Source organism: Mycobacterium sp. UM_Kg1, from assembly GCF_000972925.1.
Taxonomy (GTDB): Bacteria; Actinomycetota; Actinomycetes; order Mycobacteriales; family Mycobacteriaceae; genus Mycobacterium; species Mycobacterium hiberniae.
On sequence record NZ_JRMK01000026.1, the window covers coordinates 15,471 to 42,191 of the forward strand.

30 protein-coding genes and 1 riboswitch are annotated in these 26,721 nt (G+C 68.5%); of the genes, 18 read left to right on the forward strand and 12 right to left on the reverse strand.

Annotated elements, in window-relative coordinates; translation table 11 throughout:
* Positions 1-22 precede the first annotated feature (22 nt).
* The 3 genes from ychF to LI92_RS06340 all read left to right on the forward strand — a co-directional run bounded on the left by ychF (position 23) and on the right by LI92_RS06340 (position 2,832).
* Positions 23-1,096, forward strand: coding sequence for a redox-regulated ATPase YchF (gene ychF / locus LI92_RS06330; protein WP_046317178.1), 1,074 nt, complete (start codon positions 23-25; stop codon positions 1,094-1,096).
* Positions 1,097-1,357: 261 nt separating this feature from the next.
* Positions 1,358-2,365 (forward strand): alpha/beta fold hydrolase, encoded by a 1,008-nt coding sequence (locus LI92_RS06335; protein ID WP_046317181.1) that lies wholly within the window; start codon positions 1,358-1,360, stop codon positions 2,363-2,365.
* Positions 2,366-2,424: 59 nt separating this feature from the next.
* Positions 2,425-2,832: a styrene oxide isomerase gene (locus LI92_RS06340; protein WP_046317184.1), complete on the forward strand. Its 408-nt coding sequence runs from the start codon at positions 2,425-2,427 to the stop codon at positions 2,830-2,832.
* Positions 2,833-2,905: 73 nt separating this feature from the next.
* Here LI92_RS06340 and arr read toward each other — a convergent pair whose 3' ends face one another.
* The 3 genes from arr to LI92_RS06355 form a co-directional block, all read right to left on the reverse strand.
* Positions 2,906-3,316 carry an NAD(+)--rifampin ADP-ribosyltransferase gene (arr, locus tag LI92_RS06345; protein ID WP_046317187.1) on the reverse strand — a complete coding sequence of 137 codons (411 nt, stop codon included), beginning with the start codon at positions 3,314-3,316 and terminating at the stop codon, positions 2,906-2,908.
* 138 nt (positions 3,317-3,454) lie between these two features.
* Positions 3,455-3,835, reverse strand: a complete 381-nt coding sequence (locus LI92_RS06350) for a nuclear transport factor 2 family protein (RefSeq protein WP_046317189.1) — start codon at positions 3,833-3,835, stop codon at positions 3,455-3,457.
* Positions 3,836-3,926: 91 nt separating this feature from the next.
* Entirely contained in the window at positions 3,927-4,280 is a 354-nt protein-coding gene (locus LI92_RS06355; RefSeq protein WP_046317191.1) for a hypothetical protein, read from the reverse strand.
* A gap of 102 nt (positions 4,281-4,382) precedes the next feature.
* Between LI92_RS06355 and LI92_RS06360 the strand changes: the two genes are divergently transcribed.
* Together LI92_RS06360 and LI92_RS06365 are read left to right on the forward strand one after the other, a co-directional pair.
* Positions 4,383-4,895: an OsmC family protein gene (locus LI92_RS06360; protein WP_046317193.1), complete on the forward strand. Its 513-nt coding sequence runs from the start codon at positions 4,383-4,385 to the stop codon at positions 4,893-4,895.
* A gap of 5 nt (positions 4,896-4,900) precedes the next feature.
* Positions 4,901-5,224, forward strand: a complete 324-nt coding sequence (locus LI92_RS06365; RefSeq protein ID WP_046317195.1) for a putative quinol monooxygenase — start codon at positions 4,901-4,903, stop codon at positions 5,222-5,224.
* Positions 5,225-5,257: 33 nt separating this feature from the next.
* On the opposite strand, the gene LI92_RS06370 is transcribed toward LI92_RS06365, so the two are convergent.
* Positions 5,258-5,950: a hypothetical protein gene (locus tag LI92_RS06370; protein WP_046317241.1), complete on the reverse strand. Its 693-nt coding sequence runs from the start codon at positions 5,948-5,950 to the stop codon at positions 5,258-5,260.
* Between the two features lie 23 nt (positions 5,951-5,973).
* On the opposite strand from LI92_RS06370, the gene LI92_RS22945 reads away from it, so the two are divergent.
* Entirely contained in the window at positions 5,974-6,135 is a 162-nt protein-coding gene (locus LI92_RS22945) for a hypothetical protein (protein ID WP_152665358.1), read from the forward strand.
* A 16-nt stretch (positions 6,136-6,151) separates the two neighbouring features.
* Here LI92_RS22945 and LI92_RS06375 read toward each other — a convergent pair whose 3' ends face one another.
* Both LI92_RS06375 and LI92_RS06380 read right to left on the reverse strand, forming a co-directional pair.
* Positions 6,152-6,973, reverse strand: coding sequence for an adenylate/guanylate cyclase domain-containing protein (locus LI92_RS06375; RefSeq protein ID WP_046317197.1), 822 nt, complete (start codon positions 6,971-6,973; stop codon positions 6,152-6,154).
* Complete coding sequence (locus tag LI92_RS06380) at positions 6,970-7,824, reverse strand: alpha/beta fold hydrolase (protein WP_046317199.1); 855 nt, start codon at positions 7,822-7,824, stop codon at positions 6,970-6,972. The genes LI92_RS06375 and LI92_RS06380 overlap by 4 nt, the downstream gene beginning before the upstream one ends.
* A gap of 68 nt (positions 7,825-7,892) precedes the next feature.
* Here LI92_RS06380 and LI92_RS06385 point away from each other — a divergent pair, with 68 nt between their 5' ends.
* From LI92_RS06385 to LI92_RS06395, 3 genes are read left to right on the forward strand one after another with little or no spacing between them, the layout of a single operon-like run.
* The gene (locus LI92_RS06385) at positions 7,893-8,786 is read left to right on the forward strand and encodes an alpha/beta fold hydrolase (RefSeq protein WP_046317201.1); all 894 of its coding nucleotides are present in this window, start codon (positions 7,893-7,895) and stop codon (positions 8,784-8,786) included.
* A 33-nt stretch (positions 8,787-8,819) separates the two neighbouring features.
* Positions 8,820-10,043 carry a WS/DGAT/MGAT family O-acyltransferase gene (locus tag LI92_RS06390; protein ID WP_046317243.1) on the forward strand — a complete coding sequence of 408 codons (1,224 nt, stop codon included), beginning with the start codon at positions 8,820-8,822 and terminating at the stop codon, positions 10,041-10,043.
* Positions 10,044-10,052: 9 nt separating this feature from the next.
* Positions 10,053-10,574: a DoxX family protein gene (locus tag LI92_RS06395; RefSeq protein ID WP_046317204.1), complete on the forward strand. Its 522-nt coding sequence runs from the start codon at positions 10,053-10,055 to the stop codon at positions 10,572-10,574.
* Here the strand turns inward: LI92_RS06395 and LI92_RS06400 are convergent.
* Positions 10,550-11,986: a short-chain fatty acyl-CoA regulator family protein gene (locus LI92_RS06400; protein WP_046317206.1), complete on the reverse strand. Its 1,437-nt coding sequence runs from the start codon at positions 11,984-11,986 to the stop codon at positions 10,550-10,552. The two genes, LI92_RS06395 and LI92_RS06400, sit on opposite strands and share 25 nt — an antisense overlap.
* 120 nt (positions 11,987-12,106) lie before the next feature.
* Between LI92_RS06400 and prpD the strand changes: the two genes are divergently transcribed.
* From prpD to LI92_RS06430, 6 genes are all read left to right on the forward strand, one after another.
* A complete protein-coding gene (gene prpD, locus LI92_RS06405; RefSeq protein ID WP_046317209.1) occupies positions 12,107-13,612 on the forward strand; it encodes a 2-methylcitrate dehydratase PrpD in 1,506 nt (501 codons plus the stop codon).
* Entirely contained in the window at positions 13,609-14,523 is a 915-nt protein-coding gene (gene prpB, locus LI92_RS06410) for a methylisocitrate lyase (RefSeq protein ID WP_046317211.1), read from the forward strand. The genes prpD and prpB overlap by 4 nt, the downstream gene beginning before the upstream one ends.
* Positions 14,520-15,650: a bifunctional 2-methylcitrate synthase/citrate synthase gene (locus LI92_RS06415; protein ID WP_046317213.1), complete on the forward strand. Its 1,131-nt coding sequence runs from the start codon at positions 14,520-14,522 to the stop codon at positions 15,648-15,650. Before prpB ends, LI92_RS06415 begins: the two co-directional genes overlap by 4 nt.
* A gap of 78 nt (positions 15,651-15,728) precedes the next feature.
* Positions 15,729-17,462: a DUF3556 domain-containing protein gene (locus tag LI92_RS06420; protein ID WP_046317215.1), complete on the forward strand. Its 1,734-nt coding sequence runs from the start codon at positions 15,729-15,731 to the stop codon at positions 17,460-17,462.
* Positions 17,463-17,521: 59 nt separating this feature from the next.
* A complete protein-coding gene (locus LI92_RS06425) occupies positions 17,522-18,238 on the forward strand; it encodes a FadR/GntR family transcriptional regulator (protein ID WP_046317217.1) in 717 nt (238 codons plus the stop codon).
* Positions 18,239-18,242: 4 nt separating this feature from the next.
* Positions 18,243-19,070, forward strand: a complete 828-nt coding sequence (locus LI92_RS06430) for a sterol desaturase family protein (protein WP_046317220.1) — start codon at positions 18,243-18,245, stop codon at positions 19,068-19,070.
* Here the strand turns inward: LI92_RS06430 and LI92_RS06435 are convergent.
* On the reverse strand, positions 19,067-19,948 hold the full coding sequence (locus LI92_RS06435) for a crotonase/enoyl-CoA hydratase family protein (RefSeq protein WP_046317221.1): 882 nt from the start codon (positions 19,946-19,948) through the stop codon (positions 19,067-19,069). The two genes, LI92_RS06430 and LI92_RS06435, sit on opposite strands and share 4 nt — an antisense overlap.
* 64 nt (positions 19,949-20,012) lie before the next feature.
* Between LI92_RS06435 and LI92_RS06440 the strand changes: the two genes are divergently transcribed.
* From LI92_RS06440 to LI92_RS06450, 3 genes are read left to right on the forward strand one after another with little or no spacing between them, the layout of a single operon-like run.
* Positions 20,013-20,819, forward strand: a complete 807-nt coding sequence (locus LI92_RS06440; RefSeq protein ID WP_046317223.1) for a MerR family transcriptional regulator — start codon at positions 20,013-20,015, stop codon at positions 20,817-20,819.
* Between the two features lie 29 nt (positions 20,820-20,848).
* Positions 20,849-21,199, forward strand: a complete 351-nt coding sequence (locus LI92_RS06445; protein WP_046317226.1) for a VOC family protein — start codon at positions 20,849-20,851, stop codon at positions 21,197-21,199.
* 1 nt (position 21,200) lies between these two features.
* Positions 21,201-21,680 carry a hypothetical protein gene (locus LI92_RS06450; protein ID WP_046317228.1) on the forward strand — a complete coding sequence of 160 codons (480 nt, stop codon included), beginning with the start codon at positions 21,201-21,203 and terminating at the stop codon, positions 21,678-21,680.
* Positions 21,681-21,793: 113 nt separating this feature from the next.
* Here the strand turns inward: LI92_RS06450 and metE are convergent, their stop codons facing one another.
* The 4 genes from metE to LI92_RS06470 all read right to left on the reverse strand — a co-directional run.
* Positions 21,794-24,091 carry a 5-methyltetrahydropteroyltriglutamate--homocysteine S-methyltransferase gene (metE, locus tag LI92_RS06455; RefSeq protein ID WP_502691403.1) on the reverse strand — a complete coding sequence of 766 codons (2,298 nt, stop codon included), beginning with the start codon at positions 24,089-24,091 and terminating at the stop codon, positions 21,794-21,796.
* A 110-nt stretch (positions 24,092-24,201) separates the two neighbouring features.
* Positions 24,202-24,407, reverse strand: a riboswitch (cobalamin riboswitch).
* Between the two features lie 44 nt (positions 24,408-24,451).
* Complete coding sequence (locus LI92_RS06460) at positions 24,452-25,114, reverse strand: SDR family oxidoreductase (RefSeq protein WP_046317232.1); 663 nt, start codon at positions 25,112-25,114, stop codon at positions 24,452-24,454.
* Between the two features lie 29 nt (positions 25,115-25,143).
* Positions 25,144-26,022, reverse strand: coding sequence for a mycofactocin-coupled SDR family oxidoreductase (locus LI92_RS06465; protein ID WP_046317234.1), 879 nt, complete (start codon positions 26,020-26,022; stop codon positions 25,144-25,146).
* 77 nt (positions 26,023-26,099) lie between these two features.
* A partial coding sequence (locus tag LI92_RS06470; RefSeq protein WP_046317245.1) for a TetR/AcrR family transcriptional regulator occupies positions 26,100-26,721 on the reverse strand: 622 nt, incomplete at its 5' end.

The following is a 26,721-nucleotide window of genomic DNA, read 5'->3' on the forward strand; positions in this document are numbered from 1 at the left end:
GGCGCTCTAGACTTGGCTTCCCGTGAGCCTGAGCCTGGGAATTGTGGGGTTGCCCAACGTCGGTAAGTCGACCCTGTTCAACGCGTTGACGCACAACGATGTGTTGGCCGCCAACTATCCGTTCGCGACGATCGAGCCCAACGAGGGCGTCGTACCGCTGCCCGACCCCCGCCTGGCCAAGCTGGCGGAGATCTTCGGCTCCGAGCGGATCCTGCCGGCGCCGGTGACGTTCGTCGACATCGCCGGCATCGTCAAGGGCGCCTCGGAGGGGGCCGGGCTGGGCAACAAGTTCCTGGCCAACATCCGCGAATGCGACGCCATCTGTCAGGTGGTGCGGGTGTTCTCCGACGACGACGTGGTGCACGTGGACGGCAAGGTCGACCCCGAAGCCGACATCGAGGTGATCGCCACCGAGCTGATCCTGGCCGACATGCAGACCCTGGAGAAGGCGATCCCGCGGCTGGAGAAAGAGGCCCGCAACAACAAGGACCGCAAGCCCGTGCACGAGGCCGCCGTGGCCGCCGCGGCGATTCTCGACACCGGCAAAACCCTGTTCGCGGCCGGGGTGGACCCCGCCCCGCTGCGCGAGCTGAACCTGCTGACCACCAAACCGTTCCTGTATGTGTTCAACGCCGACGAGACGGTGCTCACCGACGAGGCGCGGGTGGCCGCGCTGCGCGAGCTGGTGGCCCCGGCCGACGCGGTGTTCCTTGACGCCAAGATCGAGGCCGAGCTCGCCGAACTCGACGACGAATCGGCGATGGAACTGCTGGAGTCCATCGGGCAGACCGAACGCGGCCTGGATGCGTTGGCCCGCGCCGGTTTCCACACCCTGAAGTTGCAGACCTACCTGACCGCCGGCCCCAAGGAGGCGCGGGCCTGGACCATCCACCAGGGTGACACCGCGCCCAAGGCGGCCGGGGTGATCCACACCGACTTCGAGAAGGGCTTCATCAAGGCCGAGGTGGTCTCCTTCGACGATCTGGTCGAGGCCGGGTCGATGGCCGCGGCCAAGGCCGCCGGCAAGGTCCGCATGGAGGGCAAGGACTACGTCATGGCCGACGGGGACGTGGTGGAGTTCCGGTTCAACGTGTAGTACCTGTTGCGAGAGTCGTTTTGACCAGCGGTTGATGCTGGTGATTTCGGTGGTGCCGGCGCAGCGGGCGGCGAGTCTGTCGTGGCGGGGCCGCAGGCGCGATGGTGCCCGTGACGTCGCTTTCAGCGGTGTCGCGGCGAGCGGGCCGGGTGGTGGGAATCGGGTCGCGCGTTAAATCGTCGAAACATGTCGAAACATCGCGTGCGCAACGGGCTGGTTGGCGGTTAGCTGGTGGGTAACTGCGGGTAGAGGGAGCGCCGGATGGCTGCGCACAAGCCGCGATTACGGCCGGTCTCGGATGATCCGGTCCGAGTCGAATACCGAACAGTGCACGGATATCGCCGGGCGTATCGGGTGGCTGGGGACGGGCCGCCGCTGTTGTTGATCCACGGGATCGGAGACAATTCGTCGACCTGGGAGCCGCTGATCCCGCTGCTGGCGCAGAAGCACACGGTGATCGCCCCGGATCTGCTCGGTCACGGGCTTTCGGATCAGCCGCGCGCGGACTATTCCGTCGCCGCGTTCGCCAACGGCATGCGAGATCTACTGTCGGTGTTAGGTGTTGATCACGTCACGATCATCGGGCACTCCTTGGGTGGCGGGGTGGCGATGCAGTTCTGCTACCAGTACCCGCAGATGGTTGAGCGGCTGGTGTTGGTGGCCGCCGGCGGTGTGACGCGCGGGGTCAACCCCGCGCTGCGGCTGGCGTCGCTGCCGGCCGCACCCCAGGTGCTGGCCGCACTGTCGGTGCCAGGATTTGAGACCGTGCTTCGGATGGTTCGGGGGCGGATCGACAAGGTGAGCCTGCCGCCGCCTCTGATCGATCTTCCCGAGATCTTGCGGGTGTTCGGTGATCTGCGGTCGCCGAACAAGCGGGCGGCGTTCGTGCGGACGCTGCGCGCCGTGGTGGATTGGCGCGGGCAGATGGTCACCATGCTCGACCGCAGTTATCTCACCGAACGGCTCCCGATCATGATCGTCTGGGGGACCCACGATCAGGTTCTGCCGTATTCGCATGCCAAGCTCGCCCACGCCGCTATGCCGCATTCGCGGCTGGAAACCTTCGTCGACTCCGGTCATTTCCCGTTCCGTGACGACCCGCTACGGTTCGCCGACCTCGTCGACGACTTCATAACCAACACGGTGCCGCTGGATTTCGACCTGGACCGGTGGCGTCGGCTGCTCACCGACGGAGCGCCCGATTCAGCGGTGGCGGATCCCGATGAGGAGTTGCTGCGGGCTTTGACAGACGGCCGCAGCGCCACCTGAGCAGGGGGTTCTCGCCGGTGACCGCACCGCGATGGGGTGTGCTCGCTTAGTATCCGACCATGCAGACGCTCCTCTTTGGCCTGGGGCTGGTCCTCTTTCTCCTCGGCCTTGTGACGGGCCTGGCGATCCCCGCGTCGAAGAACCCGAGGATGGGTTTAGCCAGCCACCTGCAAGGCATGACCAACGGCCCGTTTCTCATCGTTGTCGGCCTGCTTTGGCCATATCTTCACCTGCCGCGCATGTGGCAAATCGTCGCAGTGGCACTGTTGGTGTACGGCACCTATGCCAACTGGCTGGCGACACAGCTCGCAGCGATCTGGGGTGCGGGTTCAAAGTTTGCGCCGGCGGCAGCCGGCGACCACGTCGCAGCCCCCGCCAAGGAAAACATCGTCAACGCTCTGCTGGTGTCGCTGGCACCTGCCATGATCGCAGCGACCAGCATTGTGCTTATTGGCGTATTGCGCTGAGCCGCAGTGCCTTTGGTGTTCCAGCGACGGGGGCGTGGGGGATTGCCGGTTCAGTGTCGGACTCGCCCCGGCGTCAGTTGATGATCTCGTCGCGCCCGTCGGCCCGCAGCGCCGCCAACCGGTCGTGCCACGCCTGCAGCGCCTCGGGTGCCAACCGAGGCCAATTGTGGATCTCTTCGACAACCCGCAGCGGTTCGCTGCTGCGGTAGGACCGGGTCGGATTGCCGGGGAACTTCTTGTCGGTGACATTCGGGTCGTTCTCGAACTCCCCGGTCGGCTCGACGCGATACACCCGCGGTGTACCGTCGCCGGCGGCCAGTTCGGCGGCCAGCCCGGCACCGTCGAGCAGCGCGGTGAAATAGATGTGGTTCATCACGATCTCGGGCCGGTAGTTGGAGCGAAAGCCGGCGAGGAGTAGGTCCCCAACCGCCAGTTCGGCTTTGGTGCCATGGAAGAACGGGCCTTGGTCGTCGATCGCATCCATTGGTCAAAGGGTATCGGCCTGCGTGGTTCGCACGGCGGAAGCGCCGCTCGCCGGCCGTCACCGGCCGCACCGAGCGTGATGATGCGGATCGTCCCTACCCGGTGCTGCGCATGAAGGCACTGCTCGTACCGGGTTGATTCATTCGATCGGCTCGACCCATTGAACGCGCGACGGTCCGGGGCTGAACGGATCGCCGAAATACTGCGTCTCGCGCACGACCTCCCCGTGCAGGAACTCCATCACGCTCACCACGTAGGACGGCCGACCGTCGTAGGTGAGGACGAGTTCACTGACCCACAGATCGCCACCTCCGAGGATGCGCCGGACGGTGAAGCGTTTGGCGTTCGGCTGGGCTTGCCGCGACGCCCGAATATGGTCGCGGCCACGAATCCGCTCACCGGACTGGGGGTATTCGAGGACCGAATCGGCCCGGTAGATCTGGTGTTCGGTGTCGAAGTCGTTCGCGTCCGACGCCGCCCAATGCGCCTCGAGCGCCGCGCGTATGTCGTCATCAGCCATGACAACGACGGTATCGGCTTTACGTCCGATTGGGATCAGCCAGATTTGATGGCCGATCCGCCCGGCGCCGGCGGAAGTGAACCGAGCCGGTCTACCAGATGACGGCGAGTCCGGCGGCGGTCAGCACCAAGGCGCCCGCGGCGTAGAACAGCGGGCGAGGGGCTTCGCCGCCTGCCCTGCGCTGCCGTGCCCGGCCGATGCCCAGCACGGCACCGAGAGCGACCAGGAGCACCAGTTTGGTCCCGATCTTGGGGTAGTTGAGCACCACGTCGGCAGGCCAGGGGGCGGCCAGCGCCAGTCCGGTCAGCAAGGACAGCGCCACGCCGTAGTCCATCACCGGGGTGAGCTGGAAGCGCCGTGCGGCGGCTTCGGAGACCAGCGCGCCGAACGTCACCGCGAACCCGACGATGTGCAGCAGAACTATTACGTGCCGTAGTACCTCCACGCCGCTCAGGCTAACCCCTGGGGGCGGCAAATGGTATTCCATCGGGCAAGCGCGCCTCCGCGTCGCTCGCCCATGAGGCGCCGAGTCTCTAGCCTTGCCCGCATGACTACCTCCCTCACCGGCCTGGCCGCCGTCGTCGCGGCCACCCGCGACCCGGCCGCCGCCGACCCCGCTGGCTCGCAAGTGGTCTTCAGTGCCTCCGCCGTCGGCCACGACGCCGTGGCCAGCACCGTCACGCTGGGCCAGTACAGCGTCGAGGTCGACGAACCGCCGACGCTCGGCGGCGAGAACACCGCCCCCAACCCGGTCGAGTACTACCTGGCATCGCTGCTGTCCTGCCAGATCGTCACGTGGCGGTACTGGGCGGAGAAGCTGGGCATCACCGTCGATGAGATCACCGGGCGTGCCGAAGGCGACCTGGACGTGCGCGGGTTCTTCGGTCTGGACGACGACGTCCGCGCCGGCTTCAGCCAGGTCCGCGTCGTCATCACCGTGACCGGCCCTGAGACCGAGGAGCGCTACCGGGAGCTGCACCAGACGGTGGAAAAGCACTGCCCGGTACTGGATCTGACCACCAACGTCACCCCGGTGCACAGCACCCTGGAGGTAAAGTAGCGCCGGTGATCTTCATCGTCGTCAAGTTCGCGGTCAAACCGGACTGGGTTGATCGTTGGCCGCAGTTGGTGGCCGGCTTCACCGAAGCCACCCGGGCCGAGCCGGGCAACCTGTGGTTCGAGTGGTCGCGCAGTCTCGACGACCCCAACGAGTACGTGCTCGTCGAGGCTTTCCGCGACGGCGACGCCGGCGCCGCACACGTCAACAGCGACCATTTCACACAGGCCATGGCCGATATGCCGCAGGCCCTGGTGTCGACACCGAAGATCATCAGCCAGCAGATCGACGCCACGGACTGGTCGGAGATGGGTGAGCTGACCGTCGACTGAGGTCATCACGGCGACCCGCCTGGTTGCGAGCGTCTAGCGCACGACGGAGATCTCCCGGCCCAGCTGATAACCGGGGGCCAACGGCAAGATGTCGCCGCTCCAGAAGCAGCCGGGGTCGAACCAGTTCGAGTTCTTGTCGGTCGACAGCAGGCCCATCTCCTCGTAGGTGATGGCCACCGTCTCGGCGCAGTAGGCGGTCTGCAGCGCGACTTTGCCGGTGCGGGCCTTGCGCCGCCGGGTGATCTCCTCGACCTTGCGGTCCAGGAACGGAATACCGCGCGTCCAGTCCCGCGCGGTGGGCAGCCGCCCCCGCAGCCACCGGCCGGTGAGCCGCGCGGTGGTGGGAAACGCGGTGCCGTCCATCCGCGCGATCGCCTGCAGCAGGTGGTTCTCCTGTTCGCGGGTGATGGTCCCGCTGAGCTGGCGCAGCCAGCAGCGCTGCTCATAGCGGCCCATCCACTGCTCGACGGCTGCCCGGGCGTCATTGAGCTGCACCCCGCGGTGGTTGGTGCCGGTCCAGAAGTCATGCAACTTGTCGCCGAGCTCGGCATGCCAGATCAAGGGCGGCAGGTCATCGAGGGCCACTGTCATCCCGACGTGGTTCACCGGGGCGTTGGACAGGGTCTGGATCGCGCGGTCCGGTCCGGAGCGGCCCCGGAACAACCAGATGTCGCCGGTGCGCGTTTCGGCCAGCGCCCGTTCCAATGTCACGGTGTGTTCGTCCACGCCCAGCACCCTAGGGTGTGATCGTGCGCAGCATCTGGAAATGGATCGGCCTGGCGGGTGTGGTGGGCGTTGCCGCCGGGGGAGTGCTGGTGGCGCGAGACCAGCGCCGACGGCGGGCCTACACGCCCGAACAGATCCGTGCTCGCCTACACGAGCGGCTGGCCGAGGCCGGCGGGTTGGATTGACGCAGCCCAGCGCCCGTCAGTCCGTGGCGGCGTCGACGCTGTAGAGGCGGTGGGTGCCGGCGAAGCCCTTCAGCTCCGCATCCCGACCGGCGCCGACGGTGATGCCCGCGCATTCCTTGACCGCGTCGCGCACCGGCCCGCTGATCAGGATCTGGCCGCCCTCCGCGGCGGCGGCCACCCGGGCGGCCATCGCCACGTTGCGCCCGAACAAGTCGTCGCCGCGCCGCACGGAGCGGCCCATGTGCACCCCGATGCGCACCCGGATGGGCTGCTGGGGTTTGCGCCCGCGCCGGGCCTGCAGCGCCTGCTGAATGGCCAGGGCGCAGCGCACCGCCTGTTCGGGATCGGCGAAGGCGATCATGTAGCCGTCGCCCTGGCTTTTCACCACCTGCCCGCGGTGCGCCGCAACCAGCCGGTGCACCGCCTCGTCGTGGCGGGCGATCAGCTTCACCCAGGCGCGGTCACCGATCCGTTCGTTGAGTTCGGTGGACCCCTCGATGTCGGTGAACAGCACCACCACATGCCCGTCCGGGGCCAGCCGGGCCAGGTCGGGGCGTTCCACCGCAGCCCAGTCGGCGAGGTCTTCGATCGAACTGCGCACCGCCGCACCGAAACCCTGCTCGCGCACCAGGTTCGCGGTCTGCCACACCGTCTTGACGGCCTCCCGGCCGCTGGTCAAAAGCATGGTGCGGGCATCGGCCCGGCCGCGCAGCGAGTCGGCCTCGGCGCGGGCCCGCCGCAGCCGGGCGGTCACGATCACCAGTGCGATGCCCTGGCTGACCACCACCGCCGCCAGGGCATAGGCCGCGATCCAGTGCGGCGCGACCCACCCCGTCAAGGGCCGGACACGAACTCGACGACAGCCGCGCTGAAGGCGTCGTTGTCGTCGCCGGCGGCGGTGTGCCCGGCGCCGGACAGCTCGACGAGCCGCGCGCCGGGGACCTTGGACAGGAAATCCGCGACACCATCGGGGCTGACCACGTCGGACAGCTTGCCGCGGATCAGCAGGATCGGGATCTGCAGTCCGATGGCCGCCGCCTCGATCTTCTCGATGCGCAGCGCCGGGTCGTCGTCGGGCTTGGTCATCAGCGCCGGATCCCAGTGCCAGTACCACCGCCCGTCGCGCCACCGCAGATTCTTCTTCAGCCCTTCGGGGCTGCGGGGTTTGCGGCGGTGCGGCAGGTAGGCGGCCACCGCGTCGGCGGCCTGCTCCAAGGAGTCGAAACCGTCGAGGTGGCTGGACATGAAGTCGCGGATGCGGGCGCTGCCGTCCTTCTCATACCGCGGTACCACGTCCACCAACACCAGCTTGGTCACCCGCTGCGGCCCGGCCTGCGCGGCTACCAGGATGCCGGTGAGCCCGCCCATGCTGGCCCCGATCAGCGCCACCGGCCGGCCGATCGCGTCGATCACCGCCAGCGCGTCAGCGGTGAGCTTCTCGATCGCGTAGTCGGCGTGCGGCGCGCGATCGCTATCGCCGTGGCCGCGGGTGTCGAGCGCCACCACGTGACAGCCGCGGTCGGCCAGGATCTGGCCGGTCCGGTGCCAGGAGTGCCGATTCTGGCCGCCGCCGTGCAGCAACACGATGGTCGGGTGCCCGGCCGCATCAGCTGCGCCCCGGTTCCATTCGTCGGCGACCAGCGTTACTCCGTCGACGCCGTCGTATTCGACGGTCTGGGCTGTGCGCATTCCCAGATGGTAGATAGGTTGGACGACAGGGTGGACGCAAACGCCTGCTCGGCCGTGAGGGGTAAGTGATGAGTGAACCGCGGTGGATCGACGTGCCGGCACCCGGGGTCGAGCTCAAGGCATTGAGTTGGGGGACCCCCGGTGACCCGGTGGCGTTGTGCCTGCACGGTTTTCCCGACACCGCCTACGGATGGCGCCGATTGGCGCCGCGGCTGGTGGAGGCCGGGTGGCATGTGGTGGCGCCGTTCATGCGGGGTTATGCGCCCTCGGCGATCCCCGCCGACGGCAGTTATCACGTGGGCGCCCTGATCCACGACGCGCTGCGGGCGTACGCCGCTGTCGGCGGGACGGGCCGTGACGTGGTGATCGGTCACGACTGGGGCGCGATCGCGGCCACCGGGCTGGCCGCGATGCCCGACAGCCCGTTCACCAAGGCGGTGATCATGTCGGTGCCGCCGCCGGCCGCGCTACGGGCCGTCGGCGGAACAGACCGGCTCTCGCTGGCCCGCCGGGTTCCCGGACAGGTGCTGCGCAGCTGGTACATCAGCTACTTCCAACTGCCGTGGCTGCCGGAACGCTCCGCCTCCTGGGTGCTGCCGCTGCTGTGGCGGCGCTGGTCGCCGGGATATCCCGCCGAGGAGGATCTGCGCCACGTCGACGCGGCCATCGGAACGCCGGAGGGCTGGCGCGCCGCCCTGGGGCCCTACCGGGCGTTACGCAGCCTGCGGGCCCCGGAGCCCTACACCGATCTGCACCGGTATTGGTTGCAGCTGCCGCAACTGCAGACCCTGTACCTGCACGGGCGCACCGACGGCTGCATGACCGTGGAGTTCGCGCAGCTGATGGAGCCCGCATTGCCAGCGGGCAGTGCGGTGGCCATCGTCGAAAACGCGGGCCACTTCCTGCAACTCGAGCAGCCCGACCAGGTCGCCGAACAGGTGCTGGCGTTTCTGAGCCGATGAGCGGTGCCTGACCCGGTGGCCGCCGCACGGCGGATGGCCGCCATCGACGCGCAGTTCGCCTGGATGTCGGCGAAGATCCCCAGCGACCAGTTCCTGCTCTACGCCTTCGCCGGGGTACCCGCCGACCTCGACGGCGCGATCGCCGACGTGCTCGACCGGGCCCGGGCGGCCCCGGACCTCAACATCCGGGTCGCCGACGCCGGCCGGCTGCGCTATCCGCGCTGGGTGCCGCGGACCGAGCCGGCCACGGCGATCCGCCACCGGGCACCCGGCGACAGCTGGGCCGGCTGCCTGGACGCCGTCGTGCGGCTCACCGAGGACCAGCTCGACGTGCAGGCCAACCCGTGGCGCCTGCATCTGTTCGCACCCGTGCACGACCTTCCCGGGCATCGCGGCGCCGGCACGGTGGCGGTGTTGCAGATAGCGCACGCCCTTGCCGACGGCCAACGGTCTTCGGCGTTGGCCGCCTGGCTGTTCGGCCGCCCCGCCCCGGTGCCCGCGGTGCCCGCACCGCGGGCCGGGTTCTTGCCCTGGCGCGCCGTGCTCGCCGCGCGCGCCCACCGCCGCCGCGTCGAGGACACCCGCGCGGGACTGCTGCCGACGCCAGTCGGCGACCGCCCACCGCTGGCCACCAACAACCGGCCGGCCGGCGACCGAGTCGTGCGCACCCTGGTGCGACGGCGTGCCGAGGTGGGCGGGCCGACCGTCACCGTGGCGGTGCTCGCCGCGGTGTCCGCGGCTTTGTCGGAGTACCTCGGCGGGCACTGCGACGAGCTGGGTGCCGAACTTCCCATGGCCAAAACCGGCGCACGCCAAGCGAACAACCACTTCGGCAATGTGACGGTGGGGCTGTATCCGCACCTGGACCACGACGCCCGCTGTCAGCGCATCGCCGCCGACATCGCCACCGGCCGGCTCCGGAGCCGACATCCGGCCACCGCCGCCGCCGACCGCGCCTTCGCCGCGACGCCTGCGGTGTTGCTGCGCTGGGGCCTAGACCGTTTCGACCCCGATGTGCGCCCGCAGCGGGTCGCCGGCAACACCGTGGTCTCCAGCGTGCACCGCGGCGCCGCAGACCTGCGACTGGGCACCGCGCCGGTGCTGCTGACCGCCGGGTTCCCGGCGCTGTCCCCGGCGATGGGACTGACCCACGGCGTGCACGGCATCGGCGACACCATCGTGATCAGCGTGCATGCGGCGCAGTCGGCGATCGCCGATATCGAGGTATATCTGCGACTGTTGGACGCCGCGTTGTAGTTTGAGCAGATGGCCACCTCTGCTGATGTTGCACTGCTGCTCCTGCGTCTTGTTCTGGGTCTGACCATGGCAGCCCACGGGTTCAACAAATTCTTCGGCGGGGGCCGCATCCCCGGCACCGCGCGGTGGTTCGAAAGCATCGGCATGAAGTACGGCAAGTTCGCGGCGCTGACCGCGGCGATCGCCGAGATCGCTGCCGGGCTGGCGCTGGCCGTCGGGCTGTTCACCCCGATCGCGGCCGCCGGATTCGTGGCGTTGATGGCGGTGGCGGTGTGGACCGTGCACCGCTCGAACGGCTTCTTCGTGCTGACCAACGGCTGGGAGTACAACCTGGTGCTGGCTGCCGGCGCCGTCGCCGTGGCCATGCTGGGGCCGGGTTACCTCAGCGCCGATCACCAGATCTTCGGCCACTGCTGGCAGAAGGGGTGGTCGGGCCTGTGGATCTCGCTCGGCCTCGGATTGGCGGGGGCCATCGGTCAACTGGTGCTGTTCTACCGGCGGCCGGCTCAGTCCGCCGCGACCGGCGAGTAGGGCAGCCCGCTGCCGGCGTTCTCGTCGACGACCCCCCGCCGACCCAGATAGGGGAAGGCCCGCTGCGGGCAGGCCGGGCGGTCGCAGATCTTGCAGCCCGCTCCGATCGGCACCACCGTGGCCGCGTCATCGAGGGCGACCCCGGTGGAGTACACCAGCTTGTCGGCATGGGCCAGGTCGCACCCCAGGCCCACCGCGAAACTCTTGTGCTGCCCCAGATAGCCGCGCCCCTCGGGCGGCGTGGTGGTCGCGATCCAGAAGTACTTGCGTCCGTCGGGCATCTGGGCCACCTGGGTGACAATGCGGCCCGGCTGGCTGAACGCATCGTGGACCACCCACAGCGGGCAGCTGCCACCGACCCGGCTGAAATGAAACGCCGTGGCCGACTGCCGCTTCGAGATGTTGCCGGCTTTGTCGGTACGGACGAAGATGAACGGCACCCCGCGCCGCCCGGGCTGTTGCAGGGTGGACAGCCGGTGACACACCGTCTCGAAACCGACCTCGAATCGGCGGCCCAACAGGTCGATGTCGTAGCGTAGGTCGGCCGCGGATCGCTGAAACTGCCGGTAGGGCAACAGAAATGCGCCGGCAAAGTAATTGGCCAGCCCGATCTTGGCCACCCCGCGTGCCTCCGGGCTCAGTGACGGGTCTTGGGCCACGAGGTCGGCCAGCAGCTCCTGCTGGGTCAGCAACGCCAACTGGGTGGCGATCTGAAACGCGCGCTGGCCGGCCAACAACCAGTGCGCGACGCGTAGCACCCGTGTCGCCGGGTCGAAGACCCGCTTGGTGCCCGCGGGCAGGTCGTCGACGATCGCCACGGTGATGCCGAATCGCTCGCCCATCAGTGCGGCCAGCTGAAGATCCAGGCCGCCGAAACGCATCCCGGAGTCGATGAACAGCCGCTCGGCGGCATTGTCGAGGTCGCCGATGTAGTTGTTGCGGTCGTAGAAGAAGTCCCGGACCTCCTCGAAGGGCATGGGCCCAGCCACGGCCTGCGCCGCATCACCGGAGACTCGCGACCGATAGGACTCCAATTCTTCAGTGGCCGAGCGCAGTTGGCGGTGCATGGTCAGCAGGCTGTTGCCGATCTCGGGCATGCGCGCCACCAGCTGTTCGATCTGTCCTTCGCCGGCGGCGTGTTCGCCGGCGGTCGCGGTGAACATGTCGCGCAGTTCGGCGACCAGGCGGGCGTCGGCGTCGCCGGAGAAGTACTGCGCGGGCAGGCCGAAGCGTTCGGTGAGTGTCAGCAACACCGCAACGGTGAGCGGCCGCTGGTCATTCTCGAGCTGATTGACGTAGCTGGTCGAAAGGTTCAACGCACGGGCCAGCGCCACCTGCGTCAGGCCGCGCTCCTCGCGCAGACGGCGCAGCCTGGCTCCGGCGAAGGTCCGGGAGGTCGGAGGTGGTGCCATGGGATGCAGAGTAACCCCACGGTAGGTTCGCAAGGTTTGCAAAACGAGGGAATCTAGGACGCAAAAATCCACTTTTCCCGTCTATTTCGGCACGTCGCGGCGCTGCGTAGGGTGTGGAACATGCAGCTACACGACGTGCGGACCCGCCGCAGTGCCGAGGACTTTCCCCGCTCCGAGCATCTGGCTTGGAAGATCGCGCAGGTGGCCGCCGACCCGATTGCGGTCCCCGACGACACCGCCGCGATGATCATCAACCGGATCATCGACAACGCCGCCGTCAGCGCTGCCTCGGTGCTGCGCCGGCCGGTGACCGTGGCCCGCCGCCAAGCCCTGGCACACCCGTCGGCCACGGGTGCCGCGGTCTTCGGCGTCGAGGGCAGCTACTCGGCCGAATGGGCGGCCTGGGCCAACGGCACCGCGGTACGCGAACTGGACTTCCACGACACCTTCCTGGCCGCGGAGTACTCGCACCCCGGCGACAACATCCCCCCGCTGGTGGCGGTCGCCCAGCAGCTCGGGGTCAGCGGCGCCGACCTGATCCGCGGCCTGGCCACCGCGTATGAGATCCAGGTCGACCTGGTCAAGGGCATCTGCCTGCACGAGCACAAGATCGACCACGTCGCTCACCTCGGCCCGTCGGTGGCCGCCGGAATCGGCACCATGCTGCGGCTGGACCCCGAGGTGATCTACTCCGCCGTCGGCCAGGCACTGCACCTGACCACCGCCACCCGTCAGTCCCGCAAGGGGCTGATCTCCAGCTGGAAGGCCTTCGCGCCGGCCTGGGCCGGCAAAGTCGGCATCGAGGCCGTGGACCGGGCGATGCGCGGTGAAGGCGCGCCGGCCCCGATCTGGGAGGGCGAAGACGGCGTGATCGCCTGGCTGCTCTCCGGGCGCGACCACACCTACCGGGTGCCGCTGCCCGGCCCCGGCGAGGCCAAGCGCGGCATCTTGGACACCTACACCAAGGAGTACTCCGCCGAATACCAGAGCCAGGCCCTGATCGACTTGGCCAAGCGGCTCCGCCGGCGGATCGCCGACCTGAGCCAGGTGGCCACGATCGTGCTGCACACCAGCCACCACACCCACTACGTGATCGGCACCGGTTCGGGGGATCCGCAGAAGTTCGACCCGGACGCCTCGCGGGAGACCCTGGACCACTCGGTGATGTACATCTTCGCCGTCGCCCTGGAGGACGGCAGCTGGCACCACGTGCGGTCCTACACCCCGGAACGGGCACACCGGCCCGAGACGATCGCGTTGTGGCGCAAGATCTCCACCGTCGAGGACCCGCAGTGGACCCGGCGCTACCACGCGACCGACCCGAACGAGAAGGCGTTCGGGGCGCGCGCCGAGGTCACCTTGGCCAGCGGCGAAGTCATCACCGACGAGATCGCTATCGCCGACGCCCACCCGCTGGGGGCCCGGCCGTTCGAACGCAAGCAGTACATCGGCAAGTTCACCGAGCTCGCCGAGGGCGTGGTGACCACGGCCGAGCAGCAGCGATTCCTTGCCGCCGCTGAGGGTTTGGCGAGCCTGTCTGGCGGTCGGCTGCACGAGCTCAACATCGTCGTCGACCCGGCGGTGCTCGACCAGGCACCGGCGACACCCGACGGGATCTTCCGGTGAGCGGGCTGCTCGGGTCGGCCGCCGCCCCGTCGGACAAGCGTGCGGCTCTGCGGTCCGGCCTGCAGTCGGGCCGGCTGCAACGGTTCCCGGGGGCCTTCTCGCCGCTGGTCGCCAAGCTGGTGGCCGAGATCGGATTCGAGGGCGTCTACGTCTCCGGTGCGGCGCTCTCGGCTGATTTGGGGCTGCCGGACATCGGGCTGACCACACTGACCGAGGTGGCCGGGCGCGGCGCAGCGATCGCGGCGGCCACCAGCCTGCCCACCTTCATCGACGCCGACACCGGCTTCGGCGAACCGATGAGCGCCGCGCGCACCATCACGGTGCTCGAAGACGCCGGGCTGGCCGGGTGCCACATCGAAGACCAGGTCAACCCCAAGAGGTGCGGGCACCTCGACGGCAAAGCCGTGGTGCCGGTGGGCGAGATGGTCCAGCGGCTGCGGGCCGCGGTCACCGCCCGCCGGGACCCGAACTTCGTGATCTGCGCCCGCACCGATGCCGCCGGCATCGAAGGACTCGCCTCCGCGATCGACCGGGCGAAGGCCTACGCCGACGCCGGGGCCGACCTGATCTTCACCGAAGCCCTGCGCGGGCCGGCTGAATTCGAGGCATTTCGCGCCGCGGTGACCACGCCGCTGCTGGCCAACATGACCGAGTTCGGCAAAACGGAGCTGCTCACCGCCGCCCAACTGGGCGACCTCGGCTACAACGCCGTCATCTACCCGGTCACCACCCTGCGGCTGGCGATGTTCGCCGTCGAAGCCGGATTGCGGGAAATCAACTCGGCGGGAACCCAATCCGGGCTCCTGGATCAGATGCAGCAGCGCAGCCGGCTCTACGAGCTGCTGCGCTACGCCGAGTACAGCCAGTTCGATGACGACATCTTCACCTTCACGTTAGGAGCGGCCCAGTGACGATCTCCCCGGACGTGCCGGAAATCCGTAAGGGACTGGCCGGCGTCGTCGTCGACACCACCGCCATCTCCAAGGTGGTGCCGGAGACCAACTCCCTGACCTACCGCGGTTACCCCGTGCAGGATCTGGCCGCGCACTGCACCTTCGAGCAGGTCGCCTACCTGTTGTGGCACGGTGAGCTGCCGAGCGACGCCGAGCTGGCGCTGTTCTGCCAGCGGGAGCGGGCGGCGCGGCGCGCGGACCGCTCGCTGCTGTCGCTGGTGGACAAGCTCCCGGAGACCTGCCATCCGATGGACGTGGTGCGCACCGCGATCAGCTACCTGGGCGCCGAGGACGCCGAAGAAGACGACGCCAGCGAGTCGGCGAACTTCACCAAGGCGCTGCGGATGTTCGCTGTGCTGCCCACCATCGTGGCCGCCGACATGCGCCGCCGGCGCGGCCTTGACCCGATCGCGCCGCACAGCCACCTCGGCTACGCCGAGAACTTCCTGCGGATGTGCTTCGGCGAGGTGCCCGATCCGGTGATCGTGTCGGCCTTCGAGCAGTCCATGACCCTGTATGCCGAACACAGCTTCAACGCGTCCACCTTCGCCGCGCGGGTGGTCACCTCCACCCGATCCGACATCTACAGCGCGGTCACCGCGGCCATCGGCGCGCTCAAGGGCTCGCTGCACGGCGGCGCCAACGAAGCGGTCATGCACGACATGATCGAGATCGGTGAACCGGGCCGGGCCGCGGCGTGGCTGCACGCCAAGCTGTCACGTAAGGACAAGGTGATGGGCTTCGGTCACCGCGTGTACAAGCACGGCGACTCCCGGGTGCCGACCATGAAGGCGGCGCTGGAGCTGGTGGCCGCCGCCCGAGGCGGCCAACGCTGGCTGGACATCTACCGCATCCTGGAGACCGAGATGTTCGCCGCGACCGGGATCAAGCCCAACCTCGACTTCCCGACCGGCCCGGCCTACCACCTGATGGGCTTCGACATCCCGATGTTCACCCCGCTGTTCGTGATGAGCCGCATCACCGGATGGACCGCCCACATCGTGGAGCAGACGGCTTCCAACGCGCTGATCCGCCCGCTGAGCGCCTACTCGGGCCGCCCGCAGCGCGTCCTCAAGGCGGTGTGACGGCGCGGCAGCTGCCCGCGGTGTTCGCGGGGCGGGGTTTCGCCGCGCGGATCTAGAACACGTTCTAGTCTTGGCTGCATGGGATTTCTCAAACCTCAACTGCCCGTAGTCGACTTCCCGGAGTGGAGCAAGGGCACGCGCAGCGAGAAGATCCGGCCGATGGCCCGGCACTGGGCGGAGGTGGGCTTCGGCACCCCGGTGGTGCTGCACCTGTTCTACGTGTTCAAGATCGGCCTGTACATCCTGGGCGCCTGGCTGTTCGCGCTGACCACCACCGGCATCGACGGATTCACGCAGGTGCGGCAGTGGTGGAGCGAACCGATCGTGTTCGAGAAGGTCGTGCTCTACACGATGCTGTTCGAGGTGATCGGCCTGGGCTGCGGCTTCGGCCCGCTCAACAACCGCTTCTTCCCGCCGATGGGATCGATCCTGTACTGGTTGCGGCCCGGCACCATTCGGCTGCCACCGTGGCCGGGGCGCATTCCGCTGACCTCGGGCACCGCCCGCACCCCCCTGGACGCAGCCCTCTATGCGGCGCTGCTGGTGCTGCTGCTGGTGGGGCTGGTCTCCGACGGCACCGGCCCCATCGCCGCGCTGCGCACCGAGATCGGGGTGCTGCCGCACTGGCAGATTCTGGCCATTCTGGCCGTGCTGGCGGTGCTCGGCCTGCGCGACAAGGTGATCTTCCTGGCCGCCCGCGGTGAGGTCTACGCGCCGCTGGCCGCGGCGTTCCTGTTCACCGGAGCGGACATGATCATCGCGGCCAAGGCGATCTTCATGGTGATCTGGATGGGTGCGGCCACCTCCAAGCTCAACCGGCACTTCCCGTTCGTGATCTCGACGATGATGAGCAACAACCCGCTGATCCGGCCGAAGGCCCTCAAACGCGCCTTCTTCAAGAACTTCCCCGACGACCTGCGCCCCGGCGGGCCGTCGAAGGCGCTGGCGCACCTGAGCACCGCGATCGAGATGCTGGTGCCGCTGCCGCTGTTCTTCTGCCACGGTGGCCTGCCCACCGCCATCGCGGCCACCGTGATGGTGGCCTTCCACTTGGGCATCCTCGCCGCGATTCCGATGGGCGTGCCGCTGGAATGGAACGTCTTCATGATCTTCGGGGTGTTGTCGCTGTTCGTCGCGCACGCCGACCTGGGCCTGTCCGACGTCACCAATGCGCTGCCGGTGGCGCTGCTGTTCGCCGTCAGCGCCGGCACCGTGGTGCTGGGAAACCTGTTCCCGCAGAAGATCTCGTTCCTGCCCGGGATGCGCTACTACGCCGGTAACTGGGACACCACGCTGTGGTGCCTGAAGCCCTCAGCCGAAGAGAAGATCGCGCGGGGAATCGTCGCGATCGCCAGCATGCCCGCAGCACAGCTGGAACGTTTCTACGGCAGCCCCGAGGCCGCCCAGATCCCGATCTACATGGGCTACGCCTTCCGCGGGTTCAACACCCACGGCCGGGCGCTGTTCAGCCTGGCGCACCGGGCGATGGCCGACGGCGACGAGAGCGACTACTCGCTGACCGACGGGGAGCGGATCTGTTCGACGGCGGTGGGCTGGAACTTCGGCGACGGCCACATGACCAACGAGCAGCTGATCGAGGCGTTGCAGCAGCGCTGCGGATTCGAGTCCGGCGAGGTGCGGGTGGTGATCCTGGACGCCCAGCCGATCCACCGCCAGACCCAGACCTACCGGCTGGTGGACGCGGCCACCGGCGAGTTCGAGCGCGGCCACGTCAAGGTGGCGGACATGGTGGAGTGCCAGCCGTGGCAGGACGACCTGCCTGTCTACGTCGACGGCGCCGCCGGGGTGTGACCCAGATAACTGGTCCAACCAGTTGACCAGTGTGGTGGGGTGGTCCCACCATGGAGCCCATGGACCTTGCGCCCATCTCCCGCGCCGCGATCTCCGACACGATCTTCGTGCGCCTCGTGGAGGAGATCCTGACCGGACGCCTGCCGGCCGGTGAGGCACTGCCCTCGGAGCGCGAACTGGCGCTGACCCTGCAGGTCAACCGCCACGCGGTGCGCGAAGCGCTCAAGCGGCTGCAGCAGGCGGGCTTGGTCCGGATCAGTCACGGCGGCAAGACCCGGGTGCTCGACTGGCGCCAGAGCGCCGGCCTGGACGCGTTGACCGGCCTGGCCGTCGCCGGGGCGATCCCCACCCGCCAGATCATCGGCGACGTCGCGGTGATGCGGCGCTCCATCGCCGCGGACGCCGCCCGCCTGTGCGCGCGCAACGCCTCCCCGCAGCAGCGGGCCGCGATCACCGCAGCCGCAGCCGCCTACCCGCCCGCCGACGACCTGCACGCCCTGGGCGAGGCCGATCTGGCGTTCTGGATCGCTGTAATTGACGGTTCAGAAAATATTGCGTACCGGCTCGCCCTCAACACCTTGGTCGCGGCGTACGAGGAGATGGGCCGCGACGGCATCTACGCGCTGGGCGTCGCCGAGTTCGCCGACCGCAACGCCCACATCGAGCTGGCCGCCGCCATCGCGGCCGCCGACGAGGACGCGGCCTACCGGCTCGCCGACGCGTTGCTGACCCGGTTCGTCACGGCCTGCCAGGCCGGCGCCCAGGAAGGGGAGTAGCCGCATGTTCGACCTCATCGCACACGCCATTCCGGTCTTCGTGCTCTGCCTGACCCTGGAAGCCGTGTCGTTCGCCGTGCGGCCCGACGACGCCGAGCTCGGTTACGAGCTGCGCGACACACGCACCAGCCTGGCAATGGGCATCGGCAACGTCATCATCAACATCGGCTGGAAGCTGGCGGTGCTGGCCGTCTTCAGCGCGGCCTACCTGCTGGCACCGGTGCATCTGCCCGCGGCCAACCCACTGACCTGGATCGCGCTGTTCGTCGCCGACGACTTCGCCTACTACTGGTATCACCGCACCCACCACACCATCCGGGTGTTCTGGGCCAGTCACGTGGTGCACCACTCCAGCCGGTACTACAACCTGTCCACGGCCCTGCGCCAGACCTGGACGCCCTTCACCTCGGTGCCGTTCTGGATCTTGTTGGCGTTCGCCGGATTTGCCCCGTGGATGATCCTGCTGCAGCAGTCCGTGAGCCTGCTCTACCAGTTCTTCATTCACACCGAGCGCGTCGGCAAGCTCTGGCGTCCCATCGAATTCGTCTTCAACACCCCGTCGCATCACCGGGTGCACCACGGCGCCAACCCCAGCTACCTCGACAAGAACTACGGCGGAATCCTCATCGTGTGGGACCGGCTGTTCGGCACCTTCGAACCCGAGAACGAGCCGGCGGTCTACGGGCTGACCAAAAACATCGACACCTTCAACCCGGTGCGAGTGGCCACCCACGAGTACGTCGCGATCTGGCGCGACATCCGCGCGGCGCGCAGCTGGCGGGCGGTGTGGGGCCACCTGTTCCGCGGCCCGGGATGGCAGCACGCTGCTTAACTGCCGGGCTTGACCCATTCGTCGTAGAACGGCGGCATCTGCGAAGCCCGGGCACTGAAGTGCGGGTCGCGCTTCTGCAGGAAGGCGCGTACGCCGTCGGCGCCGTCGCCGATGCTGGTGTAGAACATCGCCAGTGAGTCCACCCGGTGCGCCTCCACCGGATCGGGCTGGGCGGAGTTGCGGTAGAGCATCTGGCGGATCAGCGCGAAGGAGACCGGCGAGCGGCCCTTGGTCCAGGTGTCGGCCAGCGCTCGCGCCTCGGCCAGAAGTGTCTCCGGTTGGTGAATCGCCTGGGCGATCCCACAGCCGCGCGCCGCCTCGGCGTCGAGGATGTCGGCGCGGTAGAGCAGGTCCAGAGCTGTGGGCACGCCGACGATCCGCGGCAGGAACCAGGTTGAGCAGGCCTCGGGCGTGATGCCCAGTTTCCCGAACACCAGCCCGAACCGTGCCTTGGTCGAGAACAGTCGGGCGTCCATGGCCAGCATCATGGTGGCGCCGATCCCGACCGCCGCGCCGTTGACCGCGGCGATGACCGGTTTGCGGCAGCCATAGATCGCCAGCGTCACCCGGCCGCCGGTGTCGCGGACCCGCACCAATTCGGGATCGTCGAGGTCGGCCATGTCGGCTAATGACGGCGACTTCGACTCGTCGAGACCGAACACGTTGCCCGAGCTGGACAGGTCCATGCCGGCGCAGAACGCGCGTCCGGAGCCGGTGACGATCACCGCGCGGACGTCGTCGTTGTCGTTGACGTCGATGAAGGTGCGTTCCAACTCGTCGGCCATCTCGACGGTGAACGCGTTGAGGTTGTCCGGCCGGTGCAGATACACGGTGAGAATGCCGTCTTCGACCTCGTGGCGGATCGTGGTGAAGTCCATCAGCCGAGGCTAGTTGCACCGATCTGTTGACTCTGCCCCTGGGGGAGATTCGACACTTGACAGCATGCCGACCCTGTTGCCCATCGGGGACTTCTCCCGGATGACCTATCTGACCGTCAAGGCGTTGCGGCTCTACCACGAGCGCGGCCTGCTGGCGCCCGTGCAGGTGGATCCGTCGTCGGGCTACCGCTACTACAGCCCGGACCAGGTACCGATCGCCCAAGTCATCCGCCGGCTGCGCGACCTGGGCATGCCACTCGACGAGTTGACCGAAGTGGTCCGCGCCGAGCAGGTCACCGACCGCAACCGGGCCATCGTGGCGCACCTCCAACGGTTGCAAGACCGCCTCGCGCAAACACAGGCCAGCGTGGAGTCGCTGCGGGCCCTGCTCGAAGACCCCGGCAGCGCCTGCGACGTCGCCTACCGCTCGGTGCCGGCGACGCCGGCCGCCGCAATCGTCGATCAGGTGGCGATGGCAGACATCGATGACTGGTGGACGCAGGCGTTCACCGAGCTCGACGCCGCGGTCGGCGACGACGCCCCCGGGGTTCGCGCCGCGCTGTACTCCGCGGAGTTCTTCGAAGCCGGCGGGGGAGAGGTGATCGCGTTTCGGCCGGTGAGGGCCGCGACGACCCGGGGCCGGGTGCGAACACTGAAGATTCCCGCGGCGGAACTGGCGGTCGCCTTGCACCGGGGAGCGTTCGGCGAGCTGGACCGCACCTATGCCGCGCTGGGCACTCACGTCGCCGAACGCGAACTGGGTGTCGACGGACCGATCCGCGAGTACTACCGGGTGTCCGGCTACGACACCGACGACGAGGCCGCGCATCGCACCGAGGTGTGCTGGCCGATCTTTCGCACCAAATCCTGATCCGCCACAACACGACAAGGAGTTCACCCATGGAGATCACGCTGCACACCGTCACCTTCGACTGCGCCGACGCCGACAAGCTGGCGCGGTTCTGGTCGCAACTGCTGGACCGACCGCTCGACGACGGCGCCAGCGCCGAGTTCGCGTCGATCGGCATCACAGCGCAGACGCCCCCGCACCTGGCGTTCGTGCAGGTGCCAGAAACCAAGCAGGTCAAGAACCGGGTGCACGTCGACCTCGTCGCGGCGGATCTGGCCGCTGCGGTCGAGCGGGCCCTGGGACTCGGCGCGGCCCGGTTGGCCGACCACGCCGACGACGGCTACCGGTGGAGCACTCTGGCGGACCCCGAGGGCAACGAGTTCGACATCGTGGCGGCCTGAGATGTCAATGCTGGCAGACGCATTGGTCGCCACCGGGCCCGTCACCGAGCATCGCGGCGCGATGGCGCTGTACGGATGGCTGGTGGGCGGCCGCTGGGATCTTGACATCACCTGGTTCGGCGACGACGGCACCCGCCACGTCCCGGGTTGGATGGTCGCGGACTGGGTGCTCGACGGACGGGCCGTCCAGGACGTCTGGCACGCCGAAGACCTGTTTCACGGGACGACGCTGCGCGTCTACGACCCGGCGATCAACGCCTGGCACATCCAGTGGACCGAACCGCAACTGGGACTTCGGCTGCACCAACTGGGCAGGGCCGACCCGGACGGCATCGTGCAGGACGGCACGCTGCCCGACGGTTCCGCCATCCGATGGAGTTTCCGCGATATCGGCCCGGACTCGTTTCGCTGGCGCGACGAACGCAGCGATGACGGGCGCACCTGGGCGCTGAAGCAGGAGTACCGCGCCCGCCGCGGGTGAACCCGGCGTCAGGCGACACCGACCCCCTGGCGGGTTAGCCGTGCGCCGAGCGTGCGTCCAGGGCGAAAAACAGGCGAGAATTCCGCCCTGGACGCACACTCGGTGAGTTGTCGCTACACCCCGGCCCGGACCTGCTGGGCCGCGGCGACCATGTTGGCCAGGGAAGCGGTCACCTCGTCGGGCTTGCGGGTCTTCAACCCGCAGTCGGGGTTCACCCACAGACGCTGCGCCGGAACGGCGCCCAGTGCCTCACGCAGCGACACCGCCATCTCATCGGCGCTGGGCACCCGGGGCGAGTGGATGTCGTAGACCCCGGGGCCTACCTCGTTGGCGAACCCGATCGCGTTGAGGTCGTCGAGTACCTCCATGTGCGAGCGCGCCGCCTCGATGGAGGTGACGTCGGCGTCCAGGTCGGCGATCGCGCCGATCACCTCACCGAACTCCGAGTAGCACAGGTGGGTGTGGATCTGGGTGGCATCCGACACCCCTGAGGTCGCCAGCCGGAACGCGCCGACCGCCCAGTCCAGGTAGGCCGCTTTGTCGGCGTCGCGCAGCGGCAGCAGCTCGCGCAGGGCGGGCTCGTCGACCTGGATCACCGCGATGCCGGCGGCCTCCAGATCGACCGTCTCCTCCCGGATCGCCAGGGCCACCTGGTAGGCGGTGTCGGCCAGCGGCTGGTCATCGCGGACGAACGACCAGGCCAGAATGGTGACCGGGCCGGTGAGCATGCCCTTGACCGGCTTGTCGGTCAGCGACTGGGCGTAGGTCGCCCACTGCACCGTCATCGGCTCGGGCCGGGTGACGTCGCCGAACAACACCGGCGGGCGCACGCAGCGACTGCCGTAGGACTGCACCCAGCCGTTGCTGGTGGCGAAGAACCCGTCCAGCTGCTCGGCGAAGTACTGCACCATGTCGTTGCGCTCCGGCTCGCCGTGCACCAGCACATCGAGGCCGAGCTTCTCCTGCAATGCGATGACGGCAGCGACTTCGGCCTTCATCCGGTCGATGTACTCGGTGTCGTCGATCTCGCCGGCCGCCAACGCCGCACGGGCCTTGCGGATCTCGACGGTCTGCGGGAATGAGCCGATGGTGGTGGTCGGCAGCGGCGGCAGGTGCAGCCGCGCATCCTGGGCGGCGCGGCGTGCCTGCGCCGAACCGCGCCGGGTGCCGGCTGCGCGGAACTTGGCGATCTGCGCGCGCAGCGCCGCGTTGTTCAGGCGCGGGTCGGACGTGCGGGAGGCGGCGGCGGCGTCGGACGCCGCGATCTCCCCGGCCACGGCCTCCGGGCCGTCGCGCAGCGCCCGCGCCAAGGTGGCCACCTCGGTCACCTTCTCCGCGCCGAACGCCAGCCAGCTGCGCAGCGCGTCGTCCAAACCGGTCTCGGGCTCCAGCGAGTAAGGCACGTGCAGCGTCGAGCACGACGTCGATACCGCAACGGCCGCCGCGCTTTCCTGCAGCGCCGCCAGGGTGGCCAGCGCGGCACGCAGGTCGGTGCGCCAGATGTTGCGGCCGTCGACGATGCCGGCCACCAGGGTCTTGGCTGCCAGCTCTGGCACCGGCGCCACGGTGCTCGGGCCGTAGACCAGGTCCACCCCGATGGCCTCCACCGGGGTGCGGGCCAGCGCAGGCAATCCGGCGCCGGGGTCACCGAAGTAGGTGGCCACGAAGATCGCCGGTCGCCTGCTCAGCCCACCGAGCCGGTTGTAGACCTGCTCGGCCAGCGAGGGCGCATCGGCGCAGATGTCGGTCACCAGCACCGGCTCGTCGATCTGCACCCAGTGCGCCCCGGCGTCGGCCAGCGCGCCCAGCAGCTCGGCGTAGACCTCGGTCAGCTCGTCCAGCCGGGAGATCGGCGCCGGCGCACCGTCGACAGCCTTGGACAGCAGCAGGAAGGTGACCGGACCGATGATCACCGGCCGGGCCGCGTTTGCGCCGATGCCCTGCTCGTGGGCCTCGGCGAGCTCGGCGAGGACCTTGGCCGGGTTGAGTGTGAACGTGGTGTCGGGACCGATCTCGGGAACGAGGTAGTGGTAGTTGGTGTCGAACCACTTCGTCATCTCCAGCGGGGCGATCTCCGCGTTGCCCCGGGCCGCGGCGAAATAGCGGTCCAGCTCGTCTGCCACGCCGGCCACCCGGGCCGGCAGTGCGCCCAGAAGTACTGCGGTGTCGAGCATCTGGTCGTAGTAGGAGAACGTGTTCACCGGTACCGAGTCGAGACCGGCGGCGGCCAGCTGAGCCCAGGTGTCGCGGCGCAGTTCGGCGGCCACGGTGCGCAGCTCGTCCTGGTTGATCCGGCCGGCCCAGTAGCTTTCGGTGGCGCGTTTGAGCTCGCGTCGAGGTCCGATGCGCGGTGAGCCGAGAACGGTGGCGGTAAAGGGTTGAGCGTTCACGAGTTGATCCTTCGATTGCAGGGTGGATCACCGCCGGCAGTCGTCCAGCCAATCCGGTCCCATGCAATTTAACGCAATAAAACCCTCAAAACCAGACGCCCATTCCGCGGGGCGATGATCCGCTGGGCGCGGCGCGCCCAGCACAACAGGCAGGTATTCGGACTCGCAGGCACGCACCGAGGTGCTCCTAATGGCCGTCGCTTCCCAGTCGGTGGGCGAGCCCGTTGACCAGTGCTGTTGACGGCGGTCGTTCCTGCATACCGCTGCGGGACAGTCCCGGATTCTCACCGGGTTCCCTCTCGCGCCCGACGGAAAACCGCCGTGCGCTCGATGCCGACACCGCCGTGAGGCGCCGCCGGCAAACCAGTTGCAGGACCGAGATTACTCGGCTCGACCGGCCGCGAGCGCCTGCGGGATCGGCGTGTGGCCGTCGTTGAACTCGATGGTGCGGCCGGTGGTCGACGGGTCGGCCAGACAGGCCGCGATCGCTGACGCGACGTTGCCGCGCGACACCTGACCCTTGCCCGTGCCGGGGCCCACGTCGATGCGGCCGGTCGGCTCCTCGAGCGTCAGCCGGCTCGGCCCCAGCACCGTCCAGTCCAGGTCGCTGGCGCGCAGGTGAGCATCCGCGGCGGCTTTGGCCTGCGCATAGGGAAAGAACGAGTCGCGTTCGGCAACACCGTGGTTGGGGCCGGCGCCGAAGTAGGACACCATGATGAACCGCCGCACCCCGGCCTTGGCGGCGGCGTCGACGGTGCGGATGGCGGCGTCGCGGTCCACGGCGTAAGTCCGCGCCGGATTGCCCCCGCCCGCACCCGCGGAGAACACCACGGCGTCGTGACCGGCCAGCAGCTCGGCCAGCGCGTTGGTGTCGAGGTGCTCGATGTCGGCCACCACCGGGTGCGCCCCGGTCGCCGCGACCTCGTCGGCATGGTCGGGGTTGCGGAACACCGAAGTGACCTGGTTGCCGGGCTCGTGCGCCAGGATGCGGGCGAGCAGCAGGGCGACCTTGCCGTGGCCACCGATGATCACGATGCGAGCCATGGGAGCGACGCTACCCGGCAGGGCGGCGTCTATCCGCCCGGACCGTTGGGCCACTTGAGCAGGGAGCCGGCGTCGACGCGGATGTGCTGGCCGGTGATGTAGCGTGCGTCATCGCTGGCCAGGAACACCCCGAGGTTGGCCATGTCCTCGGGCTCCACGTAGGGGATCGGCATCGCCTGGAAGAGCGTGAACAGCGGCTCGGCGTCCTCGCGGGTGGCCTTCTTGCCGGCGGCGGTCAGATCCGGGCGGAACATGGAGTACATGCCGTCGTTCTGCAACAGGTGGGTGTTGCAGTTGGTGGGGTGAATGGCGTTGACCCGGATCATCCTGGGCGCCAAGTGCAAAGACATCTCGTCGACGTACTCCATCACGATGCGCTTGCTCCAGCCGTAACCTGCGCCGCCGGGCCCCATGTTCGGATTGTCGGTGGTGCCGCGGATCATGCCCGCGGTCGAACCCGTGACGATGACGGATGCACCGTCGGGCAGGTGCGGGATCGCGACCGCGACGGTGTTCATCACGCCGAGCAGGTCCACGTCGGAGGCGTCGACGAACTGCATGGGGTCCGGCTTGCCCATCGCCATCGGCAGAATTCCTGCGTTTGCGACCACGATGTCGAGCCTGCCCAGATCGGCCAGCCCGGCCTCGACCGCGTCGCGTAACTCATGGCGCTCGCGAACGTCGGCGATCCGGGCGACCACCCGGCGACCCAGCTCCTTGACCGCCCGCTCGGTCTCGGCCAGGTCATCGGGGGTGGCCAGCGGGTAGGGATTCGACTCGATCTGCCGGCAGATATCGACGGCGATGATGTCGGCGCCTTCTTTGGCCATGGCGAGGGCATGGGCACGACCCTGCCCCCGGGCAGCGCCAGTGATGAATGCGACTTTGCCGCTGAGCTTTCCAGACATGGACCGAACCTATGCGAAGGCCTGACCTTAAGCAATAGGTTTCGGAACAAAACTTTGGTAGCTGCCGTGCGGTGTTGTTACGCGGCCGAACCGCGCTGCGCGGCACCCCGGATCAGGGTGTCGCGGGCCAGCTCCAGAGCGGCTCGGGTCCCTTGGCCGCGCACGATGTTCTCCGGCATCCACAGCAGATCCATCACACACCGCGACAACAACTCCATCGACGGCGTCTCGATGCGGATGTCGCCCGACCGGGTCCCTTCGGACAGTAGGGATTTGAGCTGGCGCAGCCGCGTGGTGAAGGCCAGGCCGGGGTTGGGGGTGTCCGGCGGACAGTAGCGCATCCACGCGAGCTGGATCTTCCATTCGTCCGGAAACCGATCCAGGGCATTGATATTGATCCAGCTCAGGGCATCGAGCTTCTCGATGGGCGTTGCGTCGGCGCGCAGCACGGCCGCAAAGCCACCACCGGCTTTGGCGCCGAACGACGCCATGATGGATGCCAGCAGTTCGTCCTTGGAGCCGATCAATCGGTAGACCGTGCCGGTGCCCATTCCCGCCGCCGAAGCGATGTCGCGGACCGTGGTGACTTCGTAGCCCTTGCTGCCGAACTCAGCGCGCGCCACCGCTCGGATATGCGCGGCCTTGTCGTTGCCGTCCGCCGGATCGTCGTCGGGCGGTAACGGTGGCGTCGGTGGTGAC